The organism is Alistipes megaguti, from assembly GCF_944320325.1.
Lineage (GTDB): Bacteria > Bacteroidota > Bacteroidia > Bacteroidales > Rikenellaceae > Alistipes > Alistipes megaguti.
The window spans coordinates 12,947-31,844 of record NZ_CALUHA010000009.1 but is presented as its reverse complement, the minus strand read 5'-3'; the positions used below and the strand labels follow the sequence as shown (position 1 = coordinate 31,844).

The following is an 18,898-nucleotide window of genomic DNA, read 5'->3' as shown; positions in this document are numbered from 1 at the left end:
TCCGGGAAGGATGGCCGGGTCTGCCGCAAACAAGTCTGGAAGATGGATCAAGTAAAGGAGTATATCGAAGCCAACAGAGAGCGCTTCATCAATGAGTTGTTCGACCTGCTGCGCATCCCGTCGATCAGCGCCCAGTCGGAGCACAAGCCCGACATGCAGCGCTGTGCCGAGTTCCTGGCCGCGGCGCTGGTCAAGGCCGGAGCCGACCGTGCCGAGGTGATGCCCACGGCGGGCAATCCGGTCGTCTATGCCGAGAAGATCATCGACCCGAAGGCCAGGACCGTGCTGGTCTACGGCCACTACGACGTCATGCCGGTCGATCCGCGCGAGGAGTGGCACACCGACCCCTTCGAGCCGGTCATCCGCGACGGCCGCATCTGGGGTCGCGGCGCCGACGACGACAAGGGCCAGTTGTGGATGCACGCCAAGGCCTTCGAGGCGATGTGCGCCACCGGCACGCTGCCCTGCAACGTGAAGTTCATGCTCGAGGGCGAGGAGGAGATCGGTTCGGCCAGCCTCTACGACTTCTGCCGGCAGAACAAGCGGCTGCTCAAGGCCGACATCATCCTCGTCTCGGACACCTCGATGCTCTCGATGCAGACTCCGTCGATCACCTGCGGACTGCGCGGCCTGGCCTACATGGAGGTCGAGATCACGGGTCCGAACAAGGATCTGCACTCGGGGCTGTTCGGCGGTGCGGTGGCCAATCCGGCCAACGTGCTGACGCGGCTGGTAGCCAGTCTGATCGACGAACAGGGACGGGTGACGATCCCGGGCTTCTACGACGACGTGCGCGAGCTGACCCCCGCGGAGCGCCGCGCCTTCAACCGCGCGCCGTTCAACCTGGCGGCCTACAAGAAGTCGCTCGAGATCGGCGATGTCGAGGGCGAGGCCGGTTACACGACGCTCGAACGCACGGGTGTGCGTCCGTCGCTCGATGTCAACGGCATCTGGGGCGGCTACACGGGCGAGGGAACCAAGACCGTCATCCCGTCGAAGGCTTCGGCCAAGATCTCGATGCGGCTGGTCCCGAATCAGGACTACCGCAAGATCTCGAAGCTTTTCGAACGCCACTTCCGGCGGATTGCCCCCAAGAGCGTGAAGGTCGTCGTCCGGTCGCTCCACGGCGGCATGCCCTACGTCGCCCCGACCGACATGCCTGCCTACAAGGCTGCCGAGCGTGCCGTCACGGAGACCTTCGGCAAGAAGCCGCTACCCTTCTATTCCGGAGGGTCGATCCCGGTCATCAGCGGGTTCGAGTCGATTCTCGGCATCAAGTCGCTGCTCATCGGCTTCGGACTGGCCGAGGATGCCATCCACTCGCCCAACGAGAGCTACGGCCTCGAGCAGTTCGAGCGCGGCGTGGAGACCATTCCGCTCTTCTACAAGTATTTCGCCGAAAGCCGTTAGAGCGATGTACGAGGAGTATCTGGAGTTTGCCGTCGGGCTGGCCCGGCAGGCCGGAGCCATTCAGATGGAGAGTTTCCGGGGCGGCGATCTCGGGGTAGAGGCCAAGTCGAACCTCTACGACGTGGTGACGCGCGTCGACAAGGCCTGCGAGGCGCTCATCGCCCGCAGCATCACGGAGCGTTATCCCGACCACGCCCTGCTGGGCGAGGAGGGCGGTCTGCGCGGCCGGTTGGACCGACGGTTTCTGGGAGCTGGCTCTCCACGAGTGGGATGTAGCGGCCGGTGAGTTGATCGTCGCGGAGGCCGGAGGCGTGGTCGAATCGCTGCGCGACAACCGTGGCGTATCGATCGCGGCCGGCAATTCACACATGGTCGAGACCATGCGGAAATTCGTCCGATAGGCCTGCAGTCGTCGACGTGAGGATCGCCGATTCGGTCACAAACAGGGGGTGGAAAACATTTCCCGCCCCTTTTGCATATCTCTTATCTTGTGGCTTTAGAAACTGGGAAACATGTGCGGAATTGTCGGTTATGTCGGACGGCGCGAAGCCTGCCCGATTCTCCTCAAAGGTTTGCATCGCCTCGAATACCGTCTCGAAGGCGTATTACCACGAGGTGGCTTCGGCACTGCTCCGCCTGCCCGAGACGCTCGAAGAGGTGCTGAAGGTGGCGCCGCAGATTGCCGATCTCTCGAAGATCTTCACCTATGCCCGCAACTTCATCTACCTGGGGCGCGGATACAACTACCCCACGGCACTCGAAGGGGCGCTGAAGTTCAAGGAGATCTCCTACATCCACGCCGAGGGCTACCCCGCCGCCGAGATGAAGCACGGTCCCATCGCGCTGATCGACGCCGAGATGCCGACCGTGGCCATCGCAACGCCCGACCACACCTACGAGAAGACCGCTTCGAACATCGAGGAGATCAAAGCCCGCGGCGGCAAGATCATCGCCGTCTGTGCCCGTGGAGACCGGCAGGTGAGTCGTTCGTCCGACTACGTCATCGAGGTGCCGGTCATCACCGAGTGTCTCATGCCGGTGGTCGTCTCGGTACCGCTGCAGCTGCTGGCCTACTACATCGCCGTCTACAAGGGTCGCAATGTCAACCAAACCCGCAACCTGGCCAAGTCGGTGACCGTCGAGTAGGCGTTGGCGCGGGAACAAACCAAACATCGAAGCTCCCAAGAGGAAACAGTAACACGAAAGGCCGGATCATCGGGGAATGTTCTCCGCAACAGTTCAGCAAAACGGCGGATCAGGAAACTGCAAGACTTGGAACAACCAGTCAACTGATAGACTGATTACAAAAAAGGTGGAAGCGAAAACTTCCACCTTTTTTCATTGCCGGATTGCCGAATTCCGGGTTCTTGTCAGAGAGCGCCGGCTCCGGTTCCCTATTCGCCGGTCCCGTTCTCCTATTGCTGGAATCCGGCCTTCGTCAGGCTCCGGCTCCGTCCGGCTGCATTCCTCCGGGGAATCCGCCGGTCACATCTCTTCGTAGGCGTACTGGATGGCCCGGTTCAACTGCGCGATAAAGGGCTGCGTGCGGCGGAACTCCGCGACGACACGCGCCGCCAGATCCTCCGCATGCACAAACTCTTCGTCAACCTGCTTCACCAGGCAAAAGTCCTTCTGTTTGAGCAGATCCGCATGTTCCGAATCGGACGGAAAGCCCGTCGGGACCCGCTTGAGGCGGTTCGTCGGATCGAGCCGAAACCCACGGGCCGCGTGGATCGACTGCTGCATCTCGGCCCCATGGTCCAATACCTCTTCGCGGATCGACCGCAGCACAGCCGGTTCAAGGCAGACCGCACCCGACCCCAGCAGGTGGTTGCAACCCTTCCCCTCGTCCGTCACCGGTTCGAGCTGGAAGTAGTAACCCGCATAGCCAGACTTCTTGCCCTTCGGAGCGACAAAGGCGCCGATCCAGGTCTTGTAGGGACGCTTGTCGGGCGAGAAACGCGTATCGCGGGCGATGCGGTAGGTGCAGTCCTGCGGCCGCAGACCGCGCACCGAGTCGTCGAACGATGCGATGCCCTCGATGAGCTCCGCCGTGAAGTCGGCCCACAACCCCTTGACGTGCGTCCACTCCGCCCGGTGGGCATCGAACCACTCGCGGTCGTTGTTCTCATACAGCCGCCGCAGGAAATCCAGTATCTCCTCCGTCAGCATGCTACCAGGCAAAGAGCGGATAGTTGGCCATCAGCGCGTTGACCTCCTTGCGGACGGCGGCGATGTTGGCCTCGTTCTCCGGATCGTTCAGCACCCGGTCGATCAGCCCGACGATGTAGTCCATCTGATCCTCCTTCAGGCCGCGCGTGGTGATGGCCGGCGTACCGAAGCGCAATCCCGAGGTCTGGAACGGCGAGCGCGAATCGAACGGAACCATGTTCTTGTTGGTCGTGATGTCGGCCGCAACGAGGCACTTCTCGGCCAGCTTGCCCGTCAGATCGGGGAACTTCGTGCGCAGGTCGACCAGCATCAGGTGGTTGTCCGTACCGCCCGAGACGATCTTGTATCCACGCTTCATGAAGGCTTCGGCCATGGCGGCGGCATTCTTCTTGACCTGGAGCTGGTACTCCTTGTACTCGGGCTGCAGCGCTTCACCGAAAGCCACGGCCTTGGCTGCAATGACGTGCTCCAGCGGCCCGCCCTGGATGCCGGGGAAGACCGATGCATTGAGAATCTGCGACATCATCTTCACGGCGCCCTTCGGCGTGGTGAGCCCCCACGGATTCTCGAAATCCTTGCCCATGAGGATGATACCTCCGCGCGGACCGCGCAGCGTCTTGTGGGTCGTCGAGGTGACGATATGGGCGTATTTCACCGGGTTGTCCAACAGCCCGGCGGCGATCAGCCCCGCCGTGTGGGCCATGTCGACCATCAGCAGCGCGCCCACCTTGTCGGCGATCTCGCGCATGCGCTTGTAGTCCCACTCGCGCGAATAGGCCGAAGCGCCGCCCACGATCAGTTTCGGACGGCACTCCATGGCCAGCTGCTCCATGGCATCGTAGTCGATGCGGCCCGTAGCCTCGTCCAGCCGGTAGCCGACGGCCTTGAAGTACTTGCCCGACATGTTGACCGGCGAACCGTGCGAAAGGTGGCCACCGTGTGCGAGGTCCAGCCCCATAAAGGTGTCGCCCGGCTGCATGCAGGCGAAGAAGACCGCCATGTTGGCCTGGGCGCCCGAGTGCGGCTGAACGTTGGCCCACTCCGCACCGTAGAGTTCGCAAAGACGCTCGATGGCCAGCGACTCCACCTTGTCAACCACCTCGCAACCTCCGTAGTAACGTGCTCCGGGGTAACCTTCGGCATACTTGTTCGTGAGCACCGAGCCCATGGCCTCCATCACCTCATCGCTGACGAAGTTCTCCGAGGCGATCAGCTCGATGCCGTGCATCTGACGGCTCCGCTCTTCGGAAATCAGATCGAAAATCCGGGAATCTCTTTTCATGTTCTTTTATCAAGGGTTATTGAGTGATTTTTTTCAGTTCCACGACGCTGGCCACCCCTTCGCAAACGGGGATCTCCTGCCGCACGAGGCCGATGCCCGGGGCCATCCACTGAATCATGCGGCCCGCAACCTCCTGGTCACCCAGAGTCGTGAGGGTGCGGAACTCGAGGCGCACGGCGTCGAACTTTCCGGCCGGCGTGCGGATCGGTCCGCAGGAGGCAACGCGCACGCTGTCCGAACGCACGGAGAGGGTCGTGCGTTCGTCCCCGCGCGTTCCCGAGACCGAGAATCCGAAGCCCGGAAAGAGATCGCCCGGATTCATCTCGGCGGGCAAGGCCAGATTCCGGGTTCGAAAATCCACATCCCGCACCTGCAGCGTATCGAGCAGGGCCTGCATCTCTGCCGGGACTTCGATCTGCAGAACCGTCGAATCGGGATAGATCCGCCAGCGTTCGACGATCGGATTATTCTCTTTGGTGTAGGTCAGGGTAATTTCGCCGTTGTCGTCCGACGCGACAAGTTTGTCGAGCGTGCCTGTCCGTACACCGCCGATCGACTCTTCGTAGATCAGGCGCCGGCCGGCCGTGGTGCAGATCCACGGTTCAGCGGCCGACGCAACGGCGGCTGTGAGGATCATCAACGGCAGTATGAAGCGCTTCATCGGGCAGGCATGCTTTTCGGACAGTAAAGATAAGCAATTTTGACGAAATTCATCTCCCGAACGTGTCATTAAGAACGGGTTTCGGATATTTTTCCTATCTTTGCGCTGCAAAATTGGTTGATATTACCTTTAAAATAATACGATTATGAAATTGCTCGAAGGAAAAGTGGCCGTCATCACCGGTGCCGCACGCGGTATCGGCAAGGCCATCGCTCTGAAATTCGCTTCGGAAGGTGCCGACGTCGCCTTCACCGATCTGGTGATCGACGAGAACGGAAAGGCTACCGAGGCCGAAATCGCCGCCCTCGGCGTCAAGGCCAAAGGCTATGCCTCGAACGCCGCCAACTTCGAAGAGACCCATCAGGTCATCAAGCAGATCCTGGAGGACTTCGGCCGCATCGACATCCTGGTCAACAACGCCGGAATCACGAAGGACGGGCTGATGATGCGCATGTCCGAGGCGCAGTGGGATGCCGTGCTGACGGTCAACCTCAAGTCGGCATTCAACTTCATCCACGCCGTGATGCCGATCATGGCCCGTCAGAAGAGCGGCTCGATCATCAACATGTCGTCCGTCGTCGGCGTGAGCGGCAATGCCGGGCAGTGCAACTACTCCGCCTCGAAGGCCGGTATGATCGGTCTGGCCAAGTCGATCGCCAAGGAGATGGGGTCGCGCGGCATCCGTGCCAACTGCATCGCCCCGGGTTTCATCATGACCGACATGACCGACAAGCTCCCCGACTCGGTCAAGGAGGAGTGGTACAAGCAGATTCCGCTGCGTCGCGGCGGTACGCCCGAGGAGGTCGCCAAGGTGGCCCTGTTCCTCGCGTCGGATCTCTCGTCGTATGTCAGCGGCCAGGTGATCCACTGCTGCGGTGCCATGAACTGCTAAACCACCGGTGGAGGGGGGCTAACCCCTTTTTTTGGGGGCTAACCCTTTCTTACGGACTTTTTTCGGAGCGTTTCCTTGGAGGCGCTCCGTTTTTTGTGTCCGGATCCGAAGATCGGACAAATGGTTGCGTTTTTGTCCCACAGGTTGCCAATTTTACTCCAAAGGGTTGGCGCTGACAAATTTTTCGCTATATTTGGAGAATATAGGATGCGCCTCGGCAATGCAAAAAATCAGCAAGCTGTTTTTTGGCGTTGCGCTCGCCTTTCACTATATTTGTCCAATGCGGAAGCCGGCCGAGCGTCGTGCCGGGTTTCCGCCAGACCACTCAGTTGCAGTATGAAACGATTCGTGATCCTTTTGGCGGCCGTTGCGGCTCTGCATGGCGCCGTTTCGGCCCAGGAGGCCACCCTTCCGAGTCCCGATGCCAAGGCTATCGGCATGGGCGGCGTGATGATGACCACGCTCTCCAGTTCGCATGCCATCTACAACAACCCGGCGCTGGTCGCCTTCTCGATGACCTCTTCGCAGGTATCCTCTTCCTATTACGGGCAGGGGCAATTCGACTACTATGCCGTCTCGGGAAGCTGCCGCATCAACGTCTCCAATATCGTGCAGGCCGGCTGGCGGCAATATCTGCGCGAAAACGGCAACAACGACATGGCCGTCGATCTGGGATACACGCGGCGGATCAACGAACGGTGGGCCGTCGGTATCGTGGGACGCTATCTGCATCTGCGACGTCCCGACGCTTCGGCCGATGCCCTGGCCGCCGACGTGAGCGTCGCCTATCAACTGCCGCTGGAGATCGGCAGCTACTCCACGCTGCGGGCCGGCGCCAAACTGGCCAATCTCGGTGCGTATCTCTCCGATACCGACCACTCGCTGCCCGTCGATCTCACGGCCGGCGCAGCCCTCGATACGTTCCTCAGCGATGCCCACGAAATCACGGTCGGCGCCGATCTGGGCTACTATTTCTACCCGAAGGATGTCCGGGGCTACCAGATGTCACTCGGCGTGGAGTACAACCTCATGCAGCTCGTCCAGTTCCGGGGCGGCTATCACTACGGCGAACAGCGCTATTACTACCCCAGCTACTGGTCGGCCGGCGTCGGGGTGCGCATCCTGCATCTGCGTCTCGACTTCGCCTACCTTTTCGCCAAGAAGGAGACTCTGTTGCACAACACCTACAGTCTGAGTTTCGGCTTCGACTTCTGAGACGGTGCCGCCGGGCCGGTGATACAGGGAGGAGCGGATCCTGTGCCAGGATGAATGCTCAATCCTTCCGACGCCGAATATCCTCCAGCAAACCCTCGCAACCGTCCTCCAACAGGTTCAGCACCAGCTCGAACCCGTCGTGACCTTCGTAATAGGGGTCGGGAACGTAGCTCCAGTCGGGATGATGACGGCAGAAATCGGTCATGCGGTAGATCTTCTGCGCCGCGGCCCGCGACGGAGCCATCCGGTGAAGCGTTTCGTAATTCATGTCGTCCATGACGATGATCCGGTCGAAACGGTCGAAATCCTCCTCCCGAATCTGACGGGCCCGGTGGGTCAATGCATACCCCCGGCGGGCTGCGGCGCTGCGCATCCGAGGATCGGGCAGGTCACCCCGATGACCGCCGTACGTGCCGGCCGAATCCACTTCGATTGCATCCGCAAGCCCCGCCCGTTCGATCCGGTCCCGCAGAATGCCCTCGGCGGCCGGAGAGCGGCAAATGTTGCCCAAACAGACAAAAAGTACACGTGTTTTCATCGCCGCAAAGATAAAGTTTCGGCCGATGGTCTCCAAATCCGCCACCGGAATTTTCGGACAAAATTCCCGGAACGCATTTTGCAGTTGGCGTCCGGTTTGGAAAGGTGCTTTTGACCAGAAGATGGCCCGTTATGCCGGTCCGGGATCTTCCTCCTGCTGCTCCCGGCCGGCTGCAGACCCTTCGTCCGGGCCCCTTTGACAACCGATCCGACTGAAAAAATGACCATTAGAACAGTAATAGAAGCGTTGCACCCCTCGATGTTCAAGGATTTTGTCGTAACTTTGCCCCCGATTTATTGCAACGAAACCGAAAATACCCAGAACCTATGAAGATGAAAGGAATGGTGATGCTGGCAGCCGCAGTGCTGACCCTCTCGACGGTTTCCGCTCAGCAGCTGCCCCGCAAGGTGCAGAATGTCGAGATCCTCGACCTGAACGGCAAACCCGCCAAATTGCCCCACTTCGGAGAGAAAAACCTCATGATATTCTACGTCGATCCCGACCGGCACAAGCAGAACGAAGACTTTACCTATGAACTCGAACGCAACCACCGCGCCTCGGGTGACAACCTCTACGGATTCGGTATCATGAACCTCATGGATGCCCCCATGATCCCCAACGGCATGGCCCGCAGCATGGCCAAAAAACGCACCGAAAAGAACGGCGCCACGGTCCTGGCCGACGAAGGCCGCATCCTGAGCAAGGCCTGGGGCCTGGGCGACTGCAACAACCAGTTCGTACTGCTGATCGTCTCCAAGGAGGGTGAGCTGGTATTCATGCGCAAGGGCGTCCTCTCCGAAGCCGATAAAGAGGCCTTTTACCAAACCATCGAGAAGTATCGTTAACGCATGCTGCGCCGATCCGCCTTGCTGGCACTCCTGACCGTCTTCACGGGAGCCCTCAGCCCCGGGGTCGCACAGGAATCCGAATGGAGCCTCGCACAGGGAGACACCATTCGCTATACCTACACCCCGCTGCCGCAGGACACACCCCGAAAAAAGTCCTTCCTGAAACGGATCGTGGACTATTTCGGCGAATCGACCACCGACCGGACCTTCGAGAAAAAAATCGACTTCACCTTTGCCGGAGGCCCGAGCTATTCGAAAACAACCAGTCTCGGAATCGCAGCCCTCGCCGCGGGCCTCTATCGGCTGGACCGTACCGATTCGATCACTTCACCGTCGAACGTTTCCGTCTTCGCGAATGTGTCGATCACGGGGTTCTACTCCGTCGGTATGTTCGGTAACAACATCTTTTCCAAGAATAAACAGCGCCTGAGCTACAACGTTACTTTCGCTTCAGCGCCCCGCGATTTCTGGGGTATCGGATACGATAACGCGCTCCATAACGAGGTGAGCACCTACTCCGAAAAACGGATCATGATCGACGCCCGCTATCTGCACAAGGTGTTGCCGAACACCTTCGTCGGCGGACTGGTCAACTTCGACTACACGCGAGGCATCCGTTTCTCGAAACCCGAATACCTCGACGGCGAAAATTCGCAATATGTCGCTACGGGAATCGGAGCCCTAGTTGAATACGACAGCCGCGATTTCATTCCCAACCCCTTCAAAGGGGTCTATGTCAGCTTCCGGGAGACCTGTTTCCCCAAGGCGCTGGGCAATTGCGGCCGGGCACTCTGGCAGACAACCTTCACGGCCGATGCCTATCAGCGCGTGTGGAAAGACTGCATCCTGGCCGTTGATCTCTTCGCCGAATTCAACTCCGACGGCACCCCCTGGCCCATGCTCGCCCGACTGGGTGACAACCAGCGCATGCGCGGATACTACCTCGGCCGCTTCACGGACAACAACATGATTACCTTTCAGGTGGAACTCCGGCAGCGGATCTGGCGACGCATCGGAGGCGTCGTCTGGGGCGGAGCCGGCAACGTCTTCCATACGTTCCGCGATTTCCAGTGGAACCAGACGCTGCCCAACTACGGTCTCGGCCTGCGCTGGGAACTCAAAAAACGGGTCAACGTGCGACTCGACTACGGATTCGGCAAGGAGACGAACAGTTTCCTGCTGAGCATCAACGAAGCTTTTTAAGTGTAAGACGAACGGACTATGAGTGTTGAGAAGAATCGGAAAGAGGTGCATCGGATCGTCAAGACCCGCAGCCGTTTCACCACGCTGCTGACGGTCTACTTCTTCGTGGCGTTGATCATTCCCAACTGCGTGTTGATCAATACGGAAGAATACTCCATCTGGAGTGATGAAGCACTGATACTCCTGCCGCTCGGATTCTACATGATGTGGAGCGTGGCGCTCCGCCGCTCGGGAGTGATGATCTGGCTCGGATTCCCGTTCATCTTCTTCTGCGCCTTCCAGATCGTGCTGCTCTACCTGTTCGGCAACTCGATCATCGCCACGGACATGTTCACCAACGTCCTGACGACCAATCCCGGCGAGGCCAACGAGTTGCTGAGCAACATCTATCCGTCGGTCGTGCTGGTCTGCGTGATCTACATTCCGCTGCTCTGGCTGGCAGCACGCGAAATCGCCCACAAGCGCTACATCTCCCATACCTCCCGTATGAGCATCGGGTTGACCGGCGGCGCCCTCTTCTCGCTGGGTCTGCTGGCGCTCTGGCCCGCCTACCACGTCAGCGAATCGAAGCACGTCCTGCGCGACGAAATCTTCCCGCTGAATGTCATCTACAACCTCGGGTTGAGCGGCTCGGAGTTCCGCAAGTCGCACAACTTCGAAAAAAGTTCCGAGGGTTTCTCCTTCGAGGCCCGGCGTACGGCCCAGGCTCCCGGCCGCGAGGTCTACGTCTACATCATCGGGGAGGCGGCCCGCGCCATGAACTGGCAGTTGTATGGATATGAACGTGAGACTAATCCGCGCCTGTCGAAGCGCAACGACGTGGTGGTCTTCCGCGACATGCTCACCCAGAGCAACACCACCCACAAAAGCGTCCCCTTGATCCTCTCGTCGGTGGCCACCGACGAACATGAGGAGCTCTATCGCCGCAAGGGGCTTCCCGCCCTCTTCAACGAGATCGGATTCGACACCTGGTTCATCTCCAACCAGTCGCCTCAGGGTGCCATGATCGACAATCTGGCCCACGATGCCAACCATCTGATCTACATCCGCTCGCCGCGCCACGACATGCAACTGCTCGACGAGATGAGGCGGGTGCTCGAACGGACCGATGAACGGAAGATCCTCTTCATCCTCCATTGCTACGGCTCGCACTTCAGCTATCATCAGCGCTATCCGCGCGAATTCGCCCGCTTCCTGCCCGACGATGACGTCGCCATTGCTCTGAAGCACCGTCAGACGCTGGTCAATGCCTACGACAACTCGATCCTCTATACGGACTATTTCCTCGCCGAGACAATCGGATTCCTCGAATCGCTCGAAAATACCTCCTCGGCCCTGCTCTACTGTGCGGACCACGGTGAGGATCTGATCGACGATTCGCGCGAACGCTTCCTCCACGCCTCGCCCACCACCACGGCCTATCAACTCTGTGTGGCGTCGCTGGCCTGGTTCTCGGAGGAGTACTGCCGCACGTTCCCCGAAAAGGTCGAGGCGGCCCGAGCCAACGAAACCGCACCGGCCAATACCCATGCCCTCTTCCACACGATGGCCGACATGGCTTCGATCGAGGGCCGTTACCTCTCGACACAGGTTTCGCTTGTCAGTCCGGATTACGACCGGACAGCGCCACGCTTCTATCTGAACGACCACAACGAAGCGGTTCCCTATCCCAAGACGGGCCTCAAGGAGCTCGATTTCGAGGTCTTCCGTCGTTACGGCATCAAAATGTGACAGCGGGGCCCGAGGGGCACACGGACCCGGAGGGGGCGAGGGGCGATGAGAGGGCCCCAAAAGTGCCGAGAGACAAAAGCGTAATACCGGGGAGAAAGACCGTTGCCCGAGAGTCAAAGGGGCAAATGACCGGAAGACAAAAGCGGAATCAGCCGGAGGAAGAGATCGTTGCCCGAGAGTCAAAGGGGTAATGACCGGAGACCCCAAAGGCAATCGGCCTCCGAGGAGAGGGCTGCTGACGGCGGAGCAACTGACTCAAAGGAAACTCCCGAAGCGTGTCCGGAGGTACCAAAAGCGCCGGAATGTTCAAACAAAAAAGGCCGCGACTTCGAGCCGCGACCTTTTTCACAATCCGAAATGCGAATTATTTCGAAGCCTCTACGGATACCTTGCGGAACTCCTTCATCAGCTTCGAAAGCTCAAGAGCCGACTTGCGGGCACGCGTACCGGCAGCCTTGTTGTTCTTCTCAACCTGAGCGGCTGCATTGGCAGCAAATACTTCGAACTCGGCATTGATCTTTTCTACTAACTCTTTCATGGTTTTAGAATTTTAATTGTTTTAGAGTTTTTGGGTTGTTATCAACGCAAAGATATAAAAATATTCTAAACCCCAGCCTCTGAAGCCCGAAAAACGCGTTTTTTTCAAGGAAAAACAGCCTTTTGACAGGGGCCTGCCCCCGTTTTGACTCCCCGACAGCGCAAAAACGGCCGAATATTAGCCCGATCCGCCCGGAAAAACGGATCTTGTCCGGAATCTCCGGAAACGGACGCTCCGCAAAACCAGCCCTCCCCCAGGACAAAAGATACCTATAATCAGGGATTGACCGTCTCGGAATAATATCGTATTTTTGCAGCCGAAAAACTCTACGTGAAAAATGCGTCTTTCCGAATTGAAAAGCGGTGAATCCGCCACGATCGTCAAGGTCATGGGCCACGGCGGTTTCCGGCGCCGCATCATGGAGATGGGATTCGTCCGCGGCGAGCGGGTCGAGGTGATTCTCAATGCCCCGCTCAAGGATCCCATCGAATACCGGATCATGGGTTACGATATCTCGCTACGGCGCAGCGAAGCCGAAATGGTCGAAGTCCTCTCGGACAGTGAAGCCGACGAATACCTCGCCCGCCGGGCCGAGCGGATCCGCCAGGTGACCGGAGACGGCAATCCGAACGATCCCGCAACGGACAGCAATGACGACGAGTGCGCTTCGCGCGAAGAGGTGCTGGACCGCCAGAGCCGCACGATTACCGTGGCACTGGTCGGAAACCCCAACAGCGGCAAAACCTCGCTCTTCAACGCCATCTCGGGCGGTCACGAACACGTCGGAAACTACAGCGGCGTGACGGTCGGTGCCAAGATCGGACACTGCGAATACAAGGGTTACCACTTCGAGATCACCGATCTGCCCGGCACCTACGCCCTGTCGGCCTACACCCCCGAAGAGCGGTTCGTCCGTCACCACCTCGCCACGCAGACCCCCGACGTGGTGATCAACTCGGTCGTTGCCTCGAACATCGAGCGCAACCTCTACCTCACCACCGAACTGATCGACATCAACCCGCGGATGGTCGTGGCACTGAACATGTACGATGAGCTCAAAGCCAGCGGTTCGACGCTCGATTACGACAGTCTGGGCCGCATGCTGGGTGTACCGATGGTTCCGGTAGAGGCCCGCAACAACAAGGGCATCAACGATCTGCTCGATACGGTAATCAATGTTTACGAAAACCGGGACGAGCGCGTGCGCCACATTCATATCAACATGGGGCCGGTCATCGACGAGAGTCTGCGCAAGCTCAACAGCGACATGAGCCTCCACCGCGACGAACTGCCCAAGGCCTTCCCGCCCCGATACTGGGCCATGAAGATGCTCGAAAGCGACAAGCAGGCCGAGGAGTCGCTGCGCAGTTGCGAACGCTACCCGGTCTGGACCGAAATCCGTGACCGCGAGGCCAAGCGGATCTCCGAAGCGCTGGGCGAAGATGTCGAAACGGCCTTCGCCAACCAGAAATACGGCTTCATCCAGGGCGCCCTGAAGGAGACCTACACCCCCGGCAAACGCGAAGAGGTGACCGCAACGGCGCTGATCGACACCTTCGTCACCCACAAACTCTGGGGATTCCCGATCTTCTTTGCCCTGATGGGGCTGATGTTCTGGTGCACGTTCAGCATCGGAGCCTATCCCCAGTCGTGGATCGAAGCGCTGGTCGGTTGGATCGGCCGCGGCGTCAATGCACTGATGCCCGCCGGAGCGTTGCGTGACCTGATCGTCGACGGTATCATCGGCGGCGTCGGGTCGGTCATCGTCTTCCTCCCGAACATCATGATCCTCTACCTTTTCATCGCCTTCATGGAGGATTCGGGTTATCTGGCCCGCGCGGCCTTCATCATGGACCGCGTCATGCACCGCATCGGCGTTCACGGAAAATCGTTCATCCCGCTGATCATGGGATTCGGCTGCAACGTCCCCGCCATCATGGCCTGCCGGACCATCGAAAGCAAAAGCAGCCGGCTGATTACCATCCTGATAACGCCATTCATGTCCTGCAGTGCGCGAATTCCAATCTACATCCTCATGACCGGGGTCTTCTTCTCGGCCAACGCCGGCGCCGTCATGCTGGGACTCTATCTGCTGGGCATCGTCGTGGCAATCATCACCGCCCGGCTGATGCGACGCTTCCTCTTCCCCGTCGACGAGACGCCGTTCGTCATGGAGCTGCCCCCCTATCGTCTCCCGACCTGGAAGACCACCCTCTCGCACATGTGGGACAAGTGTGCGCAGTATCTCAAGAAGATGGGCGGCATGATCCTCATCGCATCGGTCATCGTCTGGGCCCTGAGCTATTACCCCCGTTCGGAAAAGGGGGGCAGCAGCGAAACCCATTACGAAAACTCCTATCTGGGACGCATCGGAAAGGGATGCGAACCGGTCTTCCGCCCGCTGGGATTCAATTGGAAGGCCAGCGTGGCGCTGCTCTCGGGACTCCCGGCCAAGGAGATCGTCGTCTCGACACTCAGCGTCCTCTATGCCGAACCGCAGACCGAGGCCGACGCTCCGTCGGCACAGACGCCCGGTGCGCAGCTTCCGCCGCAGACCATCGGCATCATCGGCGGTGCGGATGCCTCGACCCAGATCCTCGTCGAAGACGCTGCGGTCGGATCAACGGCCGGATCGACGGTCGACAATGCCGGCAAAACGGCGGATGCGTCCGACGAAGAGCAGCTGGATTCCCTTTCGCAACGGCTGCTTGAGAGCGGCGACTTCTCGACGGCGGCCGCCCTGGCCTTCCTGGTTTTCATCCTGCTCTACGTGCCGTGCATCGCCACCGTCGTGGCCATCGGCACCGAAGCCGGATGGAAATGGGCCGCCGCGTCGATCCTCTACAACACGGCCGTCGCCTGGGTGATGGCCTGGATCGTCTACCACATCGCACGGCTCTTCTGCTGACAGACCATGGAGAACGGTGTACAGGACTATATCGTCTGGGGAATTGTGGCGGCGGCCGTCGCTGCAGCGGTCGTCTGGTTCTGGCGGCTGCTGTGCGGCCGTCGAAGGGGCGGCTGCGCCTCCTGCAGCCAGACAAAATGCCCGCTCCGGGAGATCCGACGAAAATAAATTTGCGTATACACGCCTCTTGCGCTATATTTGCCGCCCGAAAACGGCGGAATCCCACAGCGAAGCCGACCTCCCGAGGAAGTCGGCTTCGCCGTTTGTCGGGTTTGCCCCCGCCGATAACCGTGTGTGAACGTAAATGTGATTTTATGACCGGACTCTTCTTCATTCTCCTCTTCTGGCTCATCGGAAATGCCCTGAGCCTCCTGACCGGCGGATACATCTCCGGAAACATCATCGGACTGATCCTCCTCTTCGTCTCGCTCTGCATGCACTGGGTCAAGGCCGAAACCATCCGCCCGGCGGCCCGCTTCCTGCTCGGAGCCATGGCCCTCTTTTTCGTCCCCTACGGCGTGGGCCTCATGGATTCGTACCGCGTCATTCTCGAAAACCTCTGGGCAATCCTCGTCTCGGGAATCATCTCGACGATCCTTGTGCTCTTCGTCACCGGAAAAACCTTCCAAAGCCTGAACCGCAGAGTCCGGCTGCGTCACATCAAACAACAACGCCACCATGCTTGATTTCCAGTTCCTCCGATCGGACCTCTTCCTGCTCACCCTCACCGTGGGTCTCTATTGCCTCGGAACGCTCATCTACCGGCGTTCGCACATGCCGCTGCTCCATCCCGTGCTGCTGACGTTCGTCTCCGTGATCGTCTTCCTGCGCTGCGCGGGCATCGACTACCCCCGGTATCAGGAGGCAACCGGCATCCTCAATTTCGCCCTCGGCCTGTCGGTCGTCGCTCTGGGCTACCTGCTCTACGAACAGCTGGAACGGCTCCGCAGCAGTCTGATGCCCGTAGCCGTGGCCACACTCGCCGGCTGTGTGGTCGGCGGGCTGAGCGTCGTCTACATCGCCGAGGCATTCGGCGTCGAACGCCAGATCCTGAACTCGCTCGCGCCCAAATCGGTCACCGTCCCCATTGCCGTATCGGTGGCCGGACCGCTGGGCGGAAACGTCTCGGTTACCTCCGTGGTGGTCTTCTGCGTCGGAATCTTCGGCAGCATCTTCGGCGAGTGGATTCTCCGCCACTGCGGCGTCCGGGATCCCGAAGCCCGCGGTTTCGCCCTTGGTGCCGCCGCACACGGAATCGGTACCGCACGGGCCATCGAAATCGGGGTCGTCGAAGGTGCCTTGAGCGGACTGGCCATGGCGCTGATGGGGCTGGCTACGGCCCTGCTCGTGCCGCTGATGGAGCGCTACCTCTATTGAAAGAGCCTCAGTTCGCAAAACAGATTCGCGTGAAACGCCTGCTGAGGTGCCTGCACGGCCCACGAAAGGCGTTTTCGCCGTTTTTGTTCCTATAATTTTTTAATATTCCCGCGAATTGCCTATCTTTGTCGACAGCATAATCCCAAATCTAACACAATATGGCAAAAGCAGTCAACATCGCCCGTTCACACCGCATGGACGGTATCGGAGAGTACTATTTCTCGCGTCGTCTGCGCGAAATAGCTGAGATTGAAGCGGCTACGGGCCGCCAGATCGTAAAACTGGCCATGGGAAGCCCCGACCTTCCGCCTCATCAGTCCGTCATCGACTGCCTGGCCAGGGAGGCCCAGCGCCCCGACGTACACAAGTACATGTCCTATCAGGGTGAACCCATTCTGCGTAAGGCTTTTGCCGACTGGTACAAGAAATGGTATCATGTCGATCTCGACTTCAAGTCGGAGGTCTACCCCCTGATCGGCTCGAAGGAGGGTATCATGCACATCTGCATGACGTTCCTCAATCCCGGCGACAAGGTCCTCGTCCCGAACCCCGGCTATCCGACCTACTCGGCCGGCGTGAAGCTCGCCGGAGGTGTCATGGTCCCCTACTCGCTCAACAAGGAGACGAACTTCTACCCCGATTTCGAGGCTATCGAAAAGGCCGGGCTCGACGGCGTGAAGATGATGCTCGTCAACTACCCCAACATGCCGACCGGACAGGTCGGTTCGATGGAACTCTTCCGCAAGATCATCGACTTCGGCGCCAAGCACAATATTCTGATCATCCACGACAACCCCTACAGCTTCATCCGCAACTCGGCCGGTCCGCTCTCGATCATGGCCGTCGAGGGGGCCAAGGAGGTTGCCCTGGAGCTCAACTCCCTGTCGAAGGGGCACTCGATGGCCGGATGGCGCGTCGGCGTGCTGGTCGGAAAGGCCGAGTGGATCAAGGATGTCATGACCTTCCGCAGCAACATGGACTCCGGTATGTTCTACCCCATTCAGGCGGCTGCCGCCACGGCGCTCGCCCTCGGTGAGGATTGGTACAAGCAGCTCAACGAGATTTACTACGGGCGTGAGCGTCAGGCCTACGAACTGCTCAACGCGCTGGGGTGCTCCTACCGCGAGCATCAGGCCGGTCTGTTCGTCTGGGCCGAACTCCCCGAGGATTACAAGGGCGACAGCTTCTCGTTCTCGGACGAGGTGATGGAGAAGACCGATGTCTTCCTCACACCGGGCGGTATCTTCGGTTCCGAAGGTCTGCGCTACATCCGCATCACGCTCTGCTGCCCCGAGGAGCTGCTCAAGAAGGCAACGGACAAGATCAAGGCCGCTTTCGGAAAATAGTCTCCGGCAAACGGACCAGGCAAAGCCGCAACTTCCTACGGGAGGCTGCGGCTTTTTTGTGGAAAAGAGCCGGGCGGCAGGGAGCGTTCGGAGGGTCGGGATCGGAGCCGGGTCCCGAACGGATGAATGGGGACTCCGCCGGAACGAGAACATGCCGGCAGCGACGCTTCGTCGGGGGACGAGCCCCGAACGGATGAATGCAGACTCTGCCGGGCATGAAAGCCACACGACGGCCGCACTCTGCCGGAGAAGAAAAACAGCCGTCTCTTTCCGGGAGACGGCTGTTGCGTGGCGGTGAACCGCAGCGTGCGGGGCGGTTTACTCGCGTACGATGCGGATCGAGAGGATGCGGTCTCCGCGGCGGATGTCGTCGATCACGTCCAGCCCCTCGACCACCTGTCCGAAGCAGGTGTGAACCCCGTCGAGGTGTTTCGTATTCTCGCGGTTCATGCAGATGAAGAACTGCGATCCGCCCGTGTCCTTCCCGGCGTGGGCCATCGACAGCACGCCCCGGTCGTGGCGCTGGCGCGGTGCCGAGGTCTCGCACTTGATCGTATAGCCCGGTCCTCCGGTTCCGTCTCCACGCGGGCAGCCGCCCTGGATCACGAAGTCCGGAATGACACGGTGGAACGTCAGTCCGTCGTAGAAGCCGTGTTCGGCCAGGTCGACGAAGTTGGCCACCGTACCCGGCGTCTCGTCGGCGTAGAGCTCGGCCTTCATCGTTCCCTTTTCGGTCTCAATAATGGCGTAGGTCTTCATGGGTATCTTCAGTTGTTC

19 protein-coding genes and 1 pseudogene are annotated in these 18,898 nt (G+C 59.7%); 14 read left to right on the top strand and 6 right to left on the bottom strand.

Features of this window, described 5'->3' with window-relative positions:
• The first annotated feature begins 42 nt into the window (after window positions 1–42).
• From PUQ42_RS03910 to PUQ42_RS03895, 4 genes and pseudogenes are all read left to right on the top strand, one after another.
• Entirely contained in the window at window positions 43–1,410 is a 1,368-nt protein-coding gene (locus tag PUQ42_RS03910) for a dipeptidase (RefSeq protein ID WP_273371181.1), read from the top strand.
• 4 nt (window positions 1,411–1,414) lie between these two features.
• Window positions 1,415–1,696: an inositol monophosphatase family protein gene (locus PUQ42_RS03905; RefSeq protein ID WP_273371178.1), complete on the top strand. Its 282-nt coding sequence runs from the start codon at window positions 1,415–1,417 to the stop codon at window positions 1,694–1,696.
• Complete coding sequence (locus PUQ42_RS10320; protein ID WP_420534946.1) at window positions 1,593–1,811, top strand: inositol monophosphatase family protein; 219 nt, start codon at window positions 1,593–1,595, stop codon at window positions 1,809–1,811. Before PUQ42_RS03905 ends, PUQ42_RS10320 begins: the two co-directional genes overlap by 104 nt.
• Window positions 1,812–1,998: 187 nt before the next feature.
• Window positions 1,999–2,556, top strand: a pseudogene (locus PUQ42_RS03895) (SIS domain-containing protein); the annotation flags it as partial.
• A gap of 339 nt (window positions 2,557–2,895) precedes the next feature.
• On the opposite strand, the gene PUQ42_RS03890 reads toward PUQ42_RS03895, so the two are convergent.
• From PUQ42_RS03890 to PUQ42_RS03880, 3 genes are read right to left on the bottom strand one after another with little or no spacing between them, the layout of a single operon-like run.
• The gene (locus PUQ42_RS03890; protein ID WP_087310338.1) at window positions 2,896–3,582 is read right to left on the bottom strand and encodes a DUF2461 domain-containing protein; all 687 of its coding nucleotides are present in this window, start codon (window positions 3,580–3,582) and stop codon (window positions 2,896–2,898) included.
• Window position 3,583: 1 nt separating this feature from the next.
• Window positions 3,584–4,864, bottom strand: a complete 1,281-nt coding sequence (gene glyA, locus PUQ42_RS03885; RefSeq protein WP_087310341.1) for a serine hydroxymethyltransferase — start codon at window positions 4,862–4,864, stop codon at window positions 3,584–3,586.
• Window positions 4,865–4,880: 16 nt separating this feature from the next.
• On the bottom strand, window positions 4,881–5,525 hold the full coding sequence (locus PUQ42_RS03880) for a TapB family protein (RefSeq protein ID WP_273371175.1): 645 nt from the start codon (window positions 5,523–5,525) through the stop codon (window positions 4,881–4,883).
• A gap of 145 nt (window positions 5,526–5,670) precedes the next feature.
• Between PUQ42_RS03880 and fabG the strand changes: the two genes are divergently transcribed.
• Together fabG and PUQ42_RS03870 are read left to right on the top strand one after the other, a co-directional pair.
• Window positions 5,671–6,417, top strand: a complete 747-nt coding sequence (gene fabG, locus PUQ42_RS03875) for a 3-oxoacyl-[acyl-carrier-protein] reductase (RefSeq protein ID WP_087310345.1) — start codon at window positions 5,671–5,673, stop codon at window positions 6,415–6,417.
• Window positions 6,418–6,753: 336 nt separating this feature from the next.
• Complete coding sequence (locus PUQ42_RS03870; RefSeq protein ID WP_273371173.1) at window positions 6,754–7,632, top strand: PorV/PorQ family protein; 879 nt, start codon at window positions 6,754–6,756, stop codon at window positions 7,630–7,632.
• A gap of 58 nt (window positions 7,633–7,690) precedes the next feature.
• On the opposite strand, the gene PUQ42_RS03865 is transcribed toward PUQ42_RS03870, so the two are convergent.
• Window positions 7,691–8,170 (bottom strand): low molecular weight protein-tyrosine-phosphatase, encoded by a 480-nt coding sequence (locus tag PUQ42_RS03865; RefSeq protein ID WP_087310409.1) that lies wholly within the window; start codon window positions 8,168–8,170, stop codon window positions 7,691–7,693.
• A gap of 326 nt (window positions 8,171–8,496) precedes the next feature.
• On the opposite strand from PUQ42_RS03865, the gene PUQ42_RS03860 reads away from it, so the two are divergent.
• The 3 genes from PUQ42_RS03860 to PUQ42_RS03850 are packed head-to-tail and all read left to right on the top strand — an operon-like array spanning window position 8,497 to window position 11,952.
• Entirely contained in the window at window positions 8,497–9,015 is a 519-nt protein-coding gene (locus PUQ42_RS03860; RefSeq protein ID WP_087310349.1) for a hypothetical protein, read from the top strand.
• A 3-nt stretch (window positions 9,016–9,018) separates the two neighbouring features.
• Entirely contained in the window at window positions 9,019–10,221 is a 1,203-nt protein-coding gene (locus PUQ42_RS03855) for a BamA/TamA family outer membrane protein (RefSeq protein WP_087310351.1), read from the top strand.
• A gap of 18 nt (window positions 10,222–10,239) precedes the next feature.
• Entirely contained in the window at window positions 10,240–11,952 is a 1,713-nt protein-coding gene (locus PUQ42_RS03850; RefSeq protein ID WP_273371168.1) for a phosphoethanolamine transferase family protein, read from the top strand.
• A 364-nt stretch (window positions 11,953–12,316) separates the two neighbouring features.
• Here PUQ42_RS03850 and PUQ42_RS03845 read toward each other — a convergent pair whose 3' ends face one another.
• Window positions 12,317–12,490: a histone H1 gene (locus tag PUQ42_RS03845; protein ID WP_087310355.1), complete on the bottom strand. Its 174-nt coding sequence runs from the start codon at window positions 12,488–12,490 to the stop codon at window positions 12,317–12,319.
• Window positions 12,491–12,827: 337 nt separating this feature from the next.
• On the opposite strand from PUQ42_RS03845, the gene feoB reads away from it, so the two are divergent.
• From feoB to PUQ42_RS03825, 5 genes are all read left to right on the top strand, one after another.
• On the top strand, window positions 12,828–15,398 hold the full coding sequence (feoB, locus tag PUQ42_RS03840; RefSeq protein ID WP_273371165.1) for a ferrous iron transport protein B: 2,571 nt from the start codon (window positions 12,828–12,830) through the stop codon (window positions 15,396–15,398).
• Window positions 15,399–15,404: 6 nt separating this feature from the next.
• Window positions 15,405–15,566, top strand: coding sequence for a FeoB-associated Cys-rich membrane protein (locus tag PUQ42_RS10315; RefSeq protein WP_122120888.1), 162 nt, complete (start codon window positions 15,405–15,407; stop codon window positions 15,564–15,566).
• Between the two features lie 146 nt (window positions 15,567–15,712).
• Window positions 15,713–16,084, top strand: coding sequence for a CidA/LrgA family protein (locus tag PUQ42_RS03835; RefSeq protein WP_087310359.1), 372 nt, complete (start codon window positions 15,713–15,715; stop codon window positions 16,082–16,084).
• A complete protein-coding gene (locus tag PUQ42_RS03830) occupies window positions 16,077–16,775 on the top strand; it encodes an LrgB family protein (RefSeq protein ID WP_087310361.1) in 699 nt (232 codons plus the stop codon). Before PUQ42_RS03835 ends, PUQ42_RS03830 begins: the two co-directional genes overlap by 8 nt.
• Before the next feature lie 158 nt (window positions 16,776–16,933).
• The gene (locus PUQ42_RS03825; RefSeq protein WP_087310363.1) at window positions 16,934–18,121 is read left to right on the top strand and encodes a pyridoxal phosphate-dependent aminotransferase; all 1,188 of its coding nucleotides are present in this window, start codon (window positions 16,934–16,936) and stop codon (window positions 18,119–18,121) included.
• A 318-nt stretch (window positions 18,122–18,439) separates the two neighbouring features.
• Here the strand turns inward: PUQ42_RS03825 and PUQ42_RS03820 are convergent, their stop codons facing one another.
• Window positions 18,440–18,880: a peptidylprolyl isomerase gene (locus PUQ42_RS03820; RefSeq protein WP_087404663.1), complete on the bottom strand. Its 441-nt coding sequence runs from the start codon at window positions 18,878–18,880 to the stop codon at window positions 18,440–18,442.
• Between the last annotated feature and the right edge of the window lie 18 nt (window positions 18,881–18,898).

Excerpts from the sequence above, each read along its gene's own strand:
- PUQ42_RS03880 (WP_273371175.1), bottom strand. The coding sequence starts at position 5,525 with ATGAAGCGCTTCATACTGCCGTTGATGATCCTCACAGCCGCCGTTGCG.
- PUQ42_RS03850 (WP_273371168.1), top strand. The coding sequence starts at position 10,240 with ATGAGTGTTGAGAAGAATCGGAAAGAGGTGCATCGGATCGTCAAGACC.
- PUQ42_RS03870 (WP_273371173.1), top strand. The coding sequence starts at position 6,754 with ATGAAACGATTCGTGATCCTTTTGGCGGCCGTTGCGGCTCTGCATGGC.
- glyA (WP_087310341.1), bottom strand. The coding sequence starts at position 4,864 with ATGAAAAGAGATTCCCGGATTTTCGATCTGATTTCCGAAGAGCGGAGC.
- PUQ42_RS03890 (WP_087310338.1), bottom strand. The coding sequence starts at position 3,582 with ATGCTGACGGAGGAGATACTGGATTTCCTGCGGCGGCTGTATGAGAAC.
- PUQ42_RS03825 (WP_087310363.1), top strand. The coding sequence starts at position 16,934 with ATGGCAAAAGCAGTCAACATCGCCCGTTCACACCGCATGGACGGTATC.
- PUQ42_RS03860 (WP_087310349.1), top strand. The coding sequence starts at position 8,497 with ATGAAGATGAAAGGAATGGTGATGCTGGCAGCCGCAGTGCTGACCCTC.
- PUQ42_RS03845 (WP_087310355.1), bottom strand. The coding sequence starts at position 12,490 with ATGAAAGAGTTAGTAGAAAAGATCAATGCCGAGTTCGAAGTATTTGCT.
- fabG (WP_087310345.1), top strand. The coding sequence starts at position 5,671 with ATGAAATTGCTCGAAGGAAAAGTGGCCGTCATCACCGGTGCCGCACGC.
- PUQ42_RS03830 (WP_087310361.1), top strand. The coding sequence starts at position 16,077 with ATGCTTGATTTCCAGTTCCTCCGATCGGACCTCTTCCTGCTCACCCTC.
- PUQ42_RS10315 (WP_122120888.1), top strand. The coding sequence starts at position 15,405 with ATGGAGAACGGTGTACAGGACTATATCGTCTGGGGAATTGTGGCGGCG.
- PUQ42_RS03835 (WP_087310359.1), top strand. The coding sequence starts at position 15,713 with ATGACCGGACTCTTCTTCATTCTCCTCTTCTGGCTCATCGGAAATGCC.
- PUQ42_RS03855 (WP_087310351.1), top strand. The coding sequence starts at position 9,019 with ATGCTGCGCCGATCCGCCTTGCTGGCACTCCTGACCGTCTTCACGGGA.
- PUQ42_RS03820 (WP_087404663.1), bottom strand. The coding sequence starts at position 18,880 with ATGAAGACCTACGCCATTATTGAGACCGAAAAGGGAACGATGAAGGCC.
- PUQ42_RS03905 (WP_273371178.1), top strand. The coding sequence starts at position 1,415 with ATGTACGAGGAGTATCTGGAGTTTGCCGTCGGGCTGGCCCGGCAGGCC.
- PUQ42_RS03910 (WP_273371181.1), top strand. The coding sequence starts at position 43 with ATGGATCAAGTAAAGGAGTATATCGAAGCCAACAGAGAGCGCTTCATC.
- PUQ42_RS03865 (WP_087310409.1), bottom strand. The coding sequence starts at position 8,170 with ATGAAAACACGTGTACTTTTTGTCTGTTTGGGCAACATTTGCCGCTCT.
- feoB (WP_273371165.1), top strand. The coding sequence starts at position 12,828 with ATGCGTCTTTCCGAATTGAAAAGCGGTGAATCCGCCACGATCGTCAAG.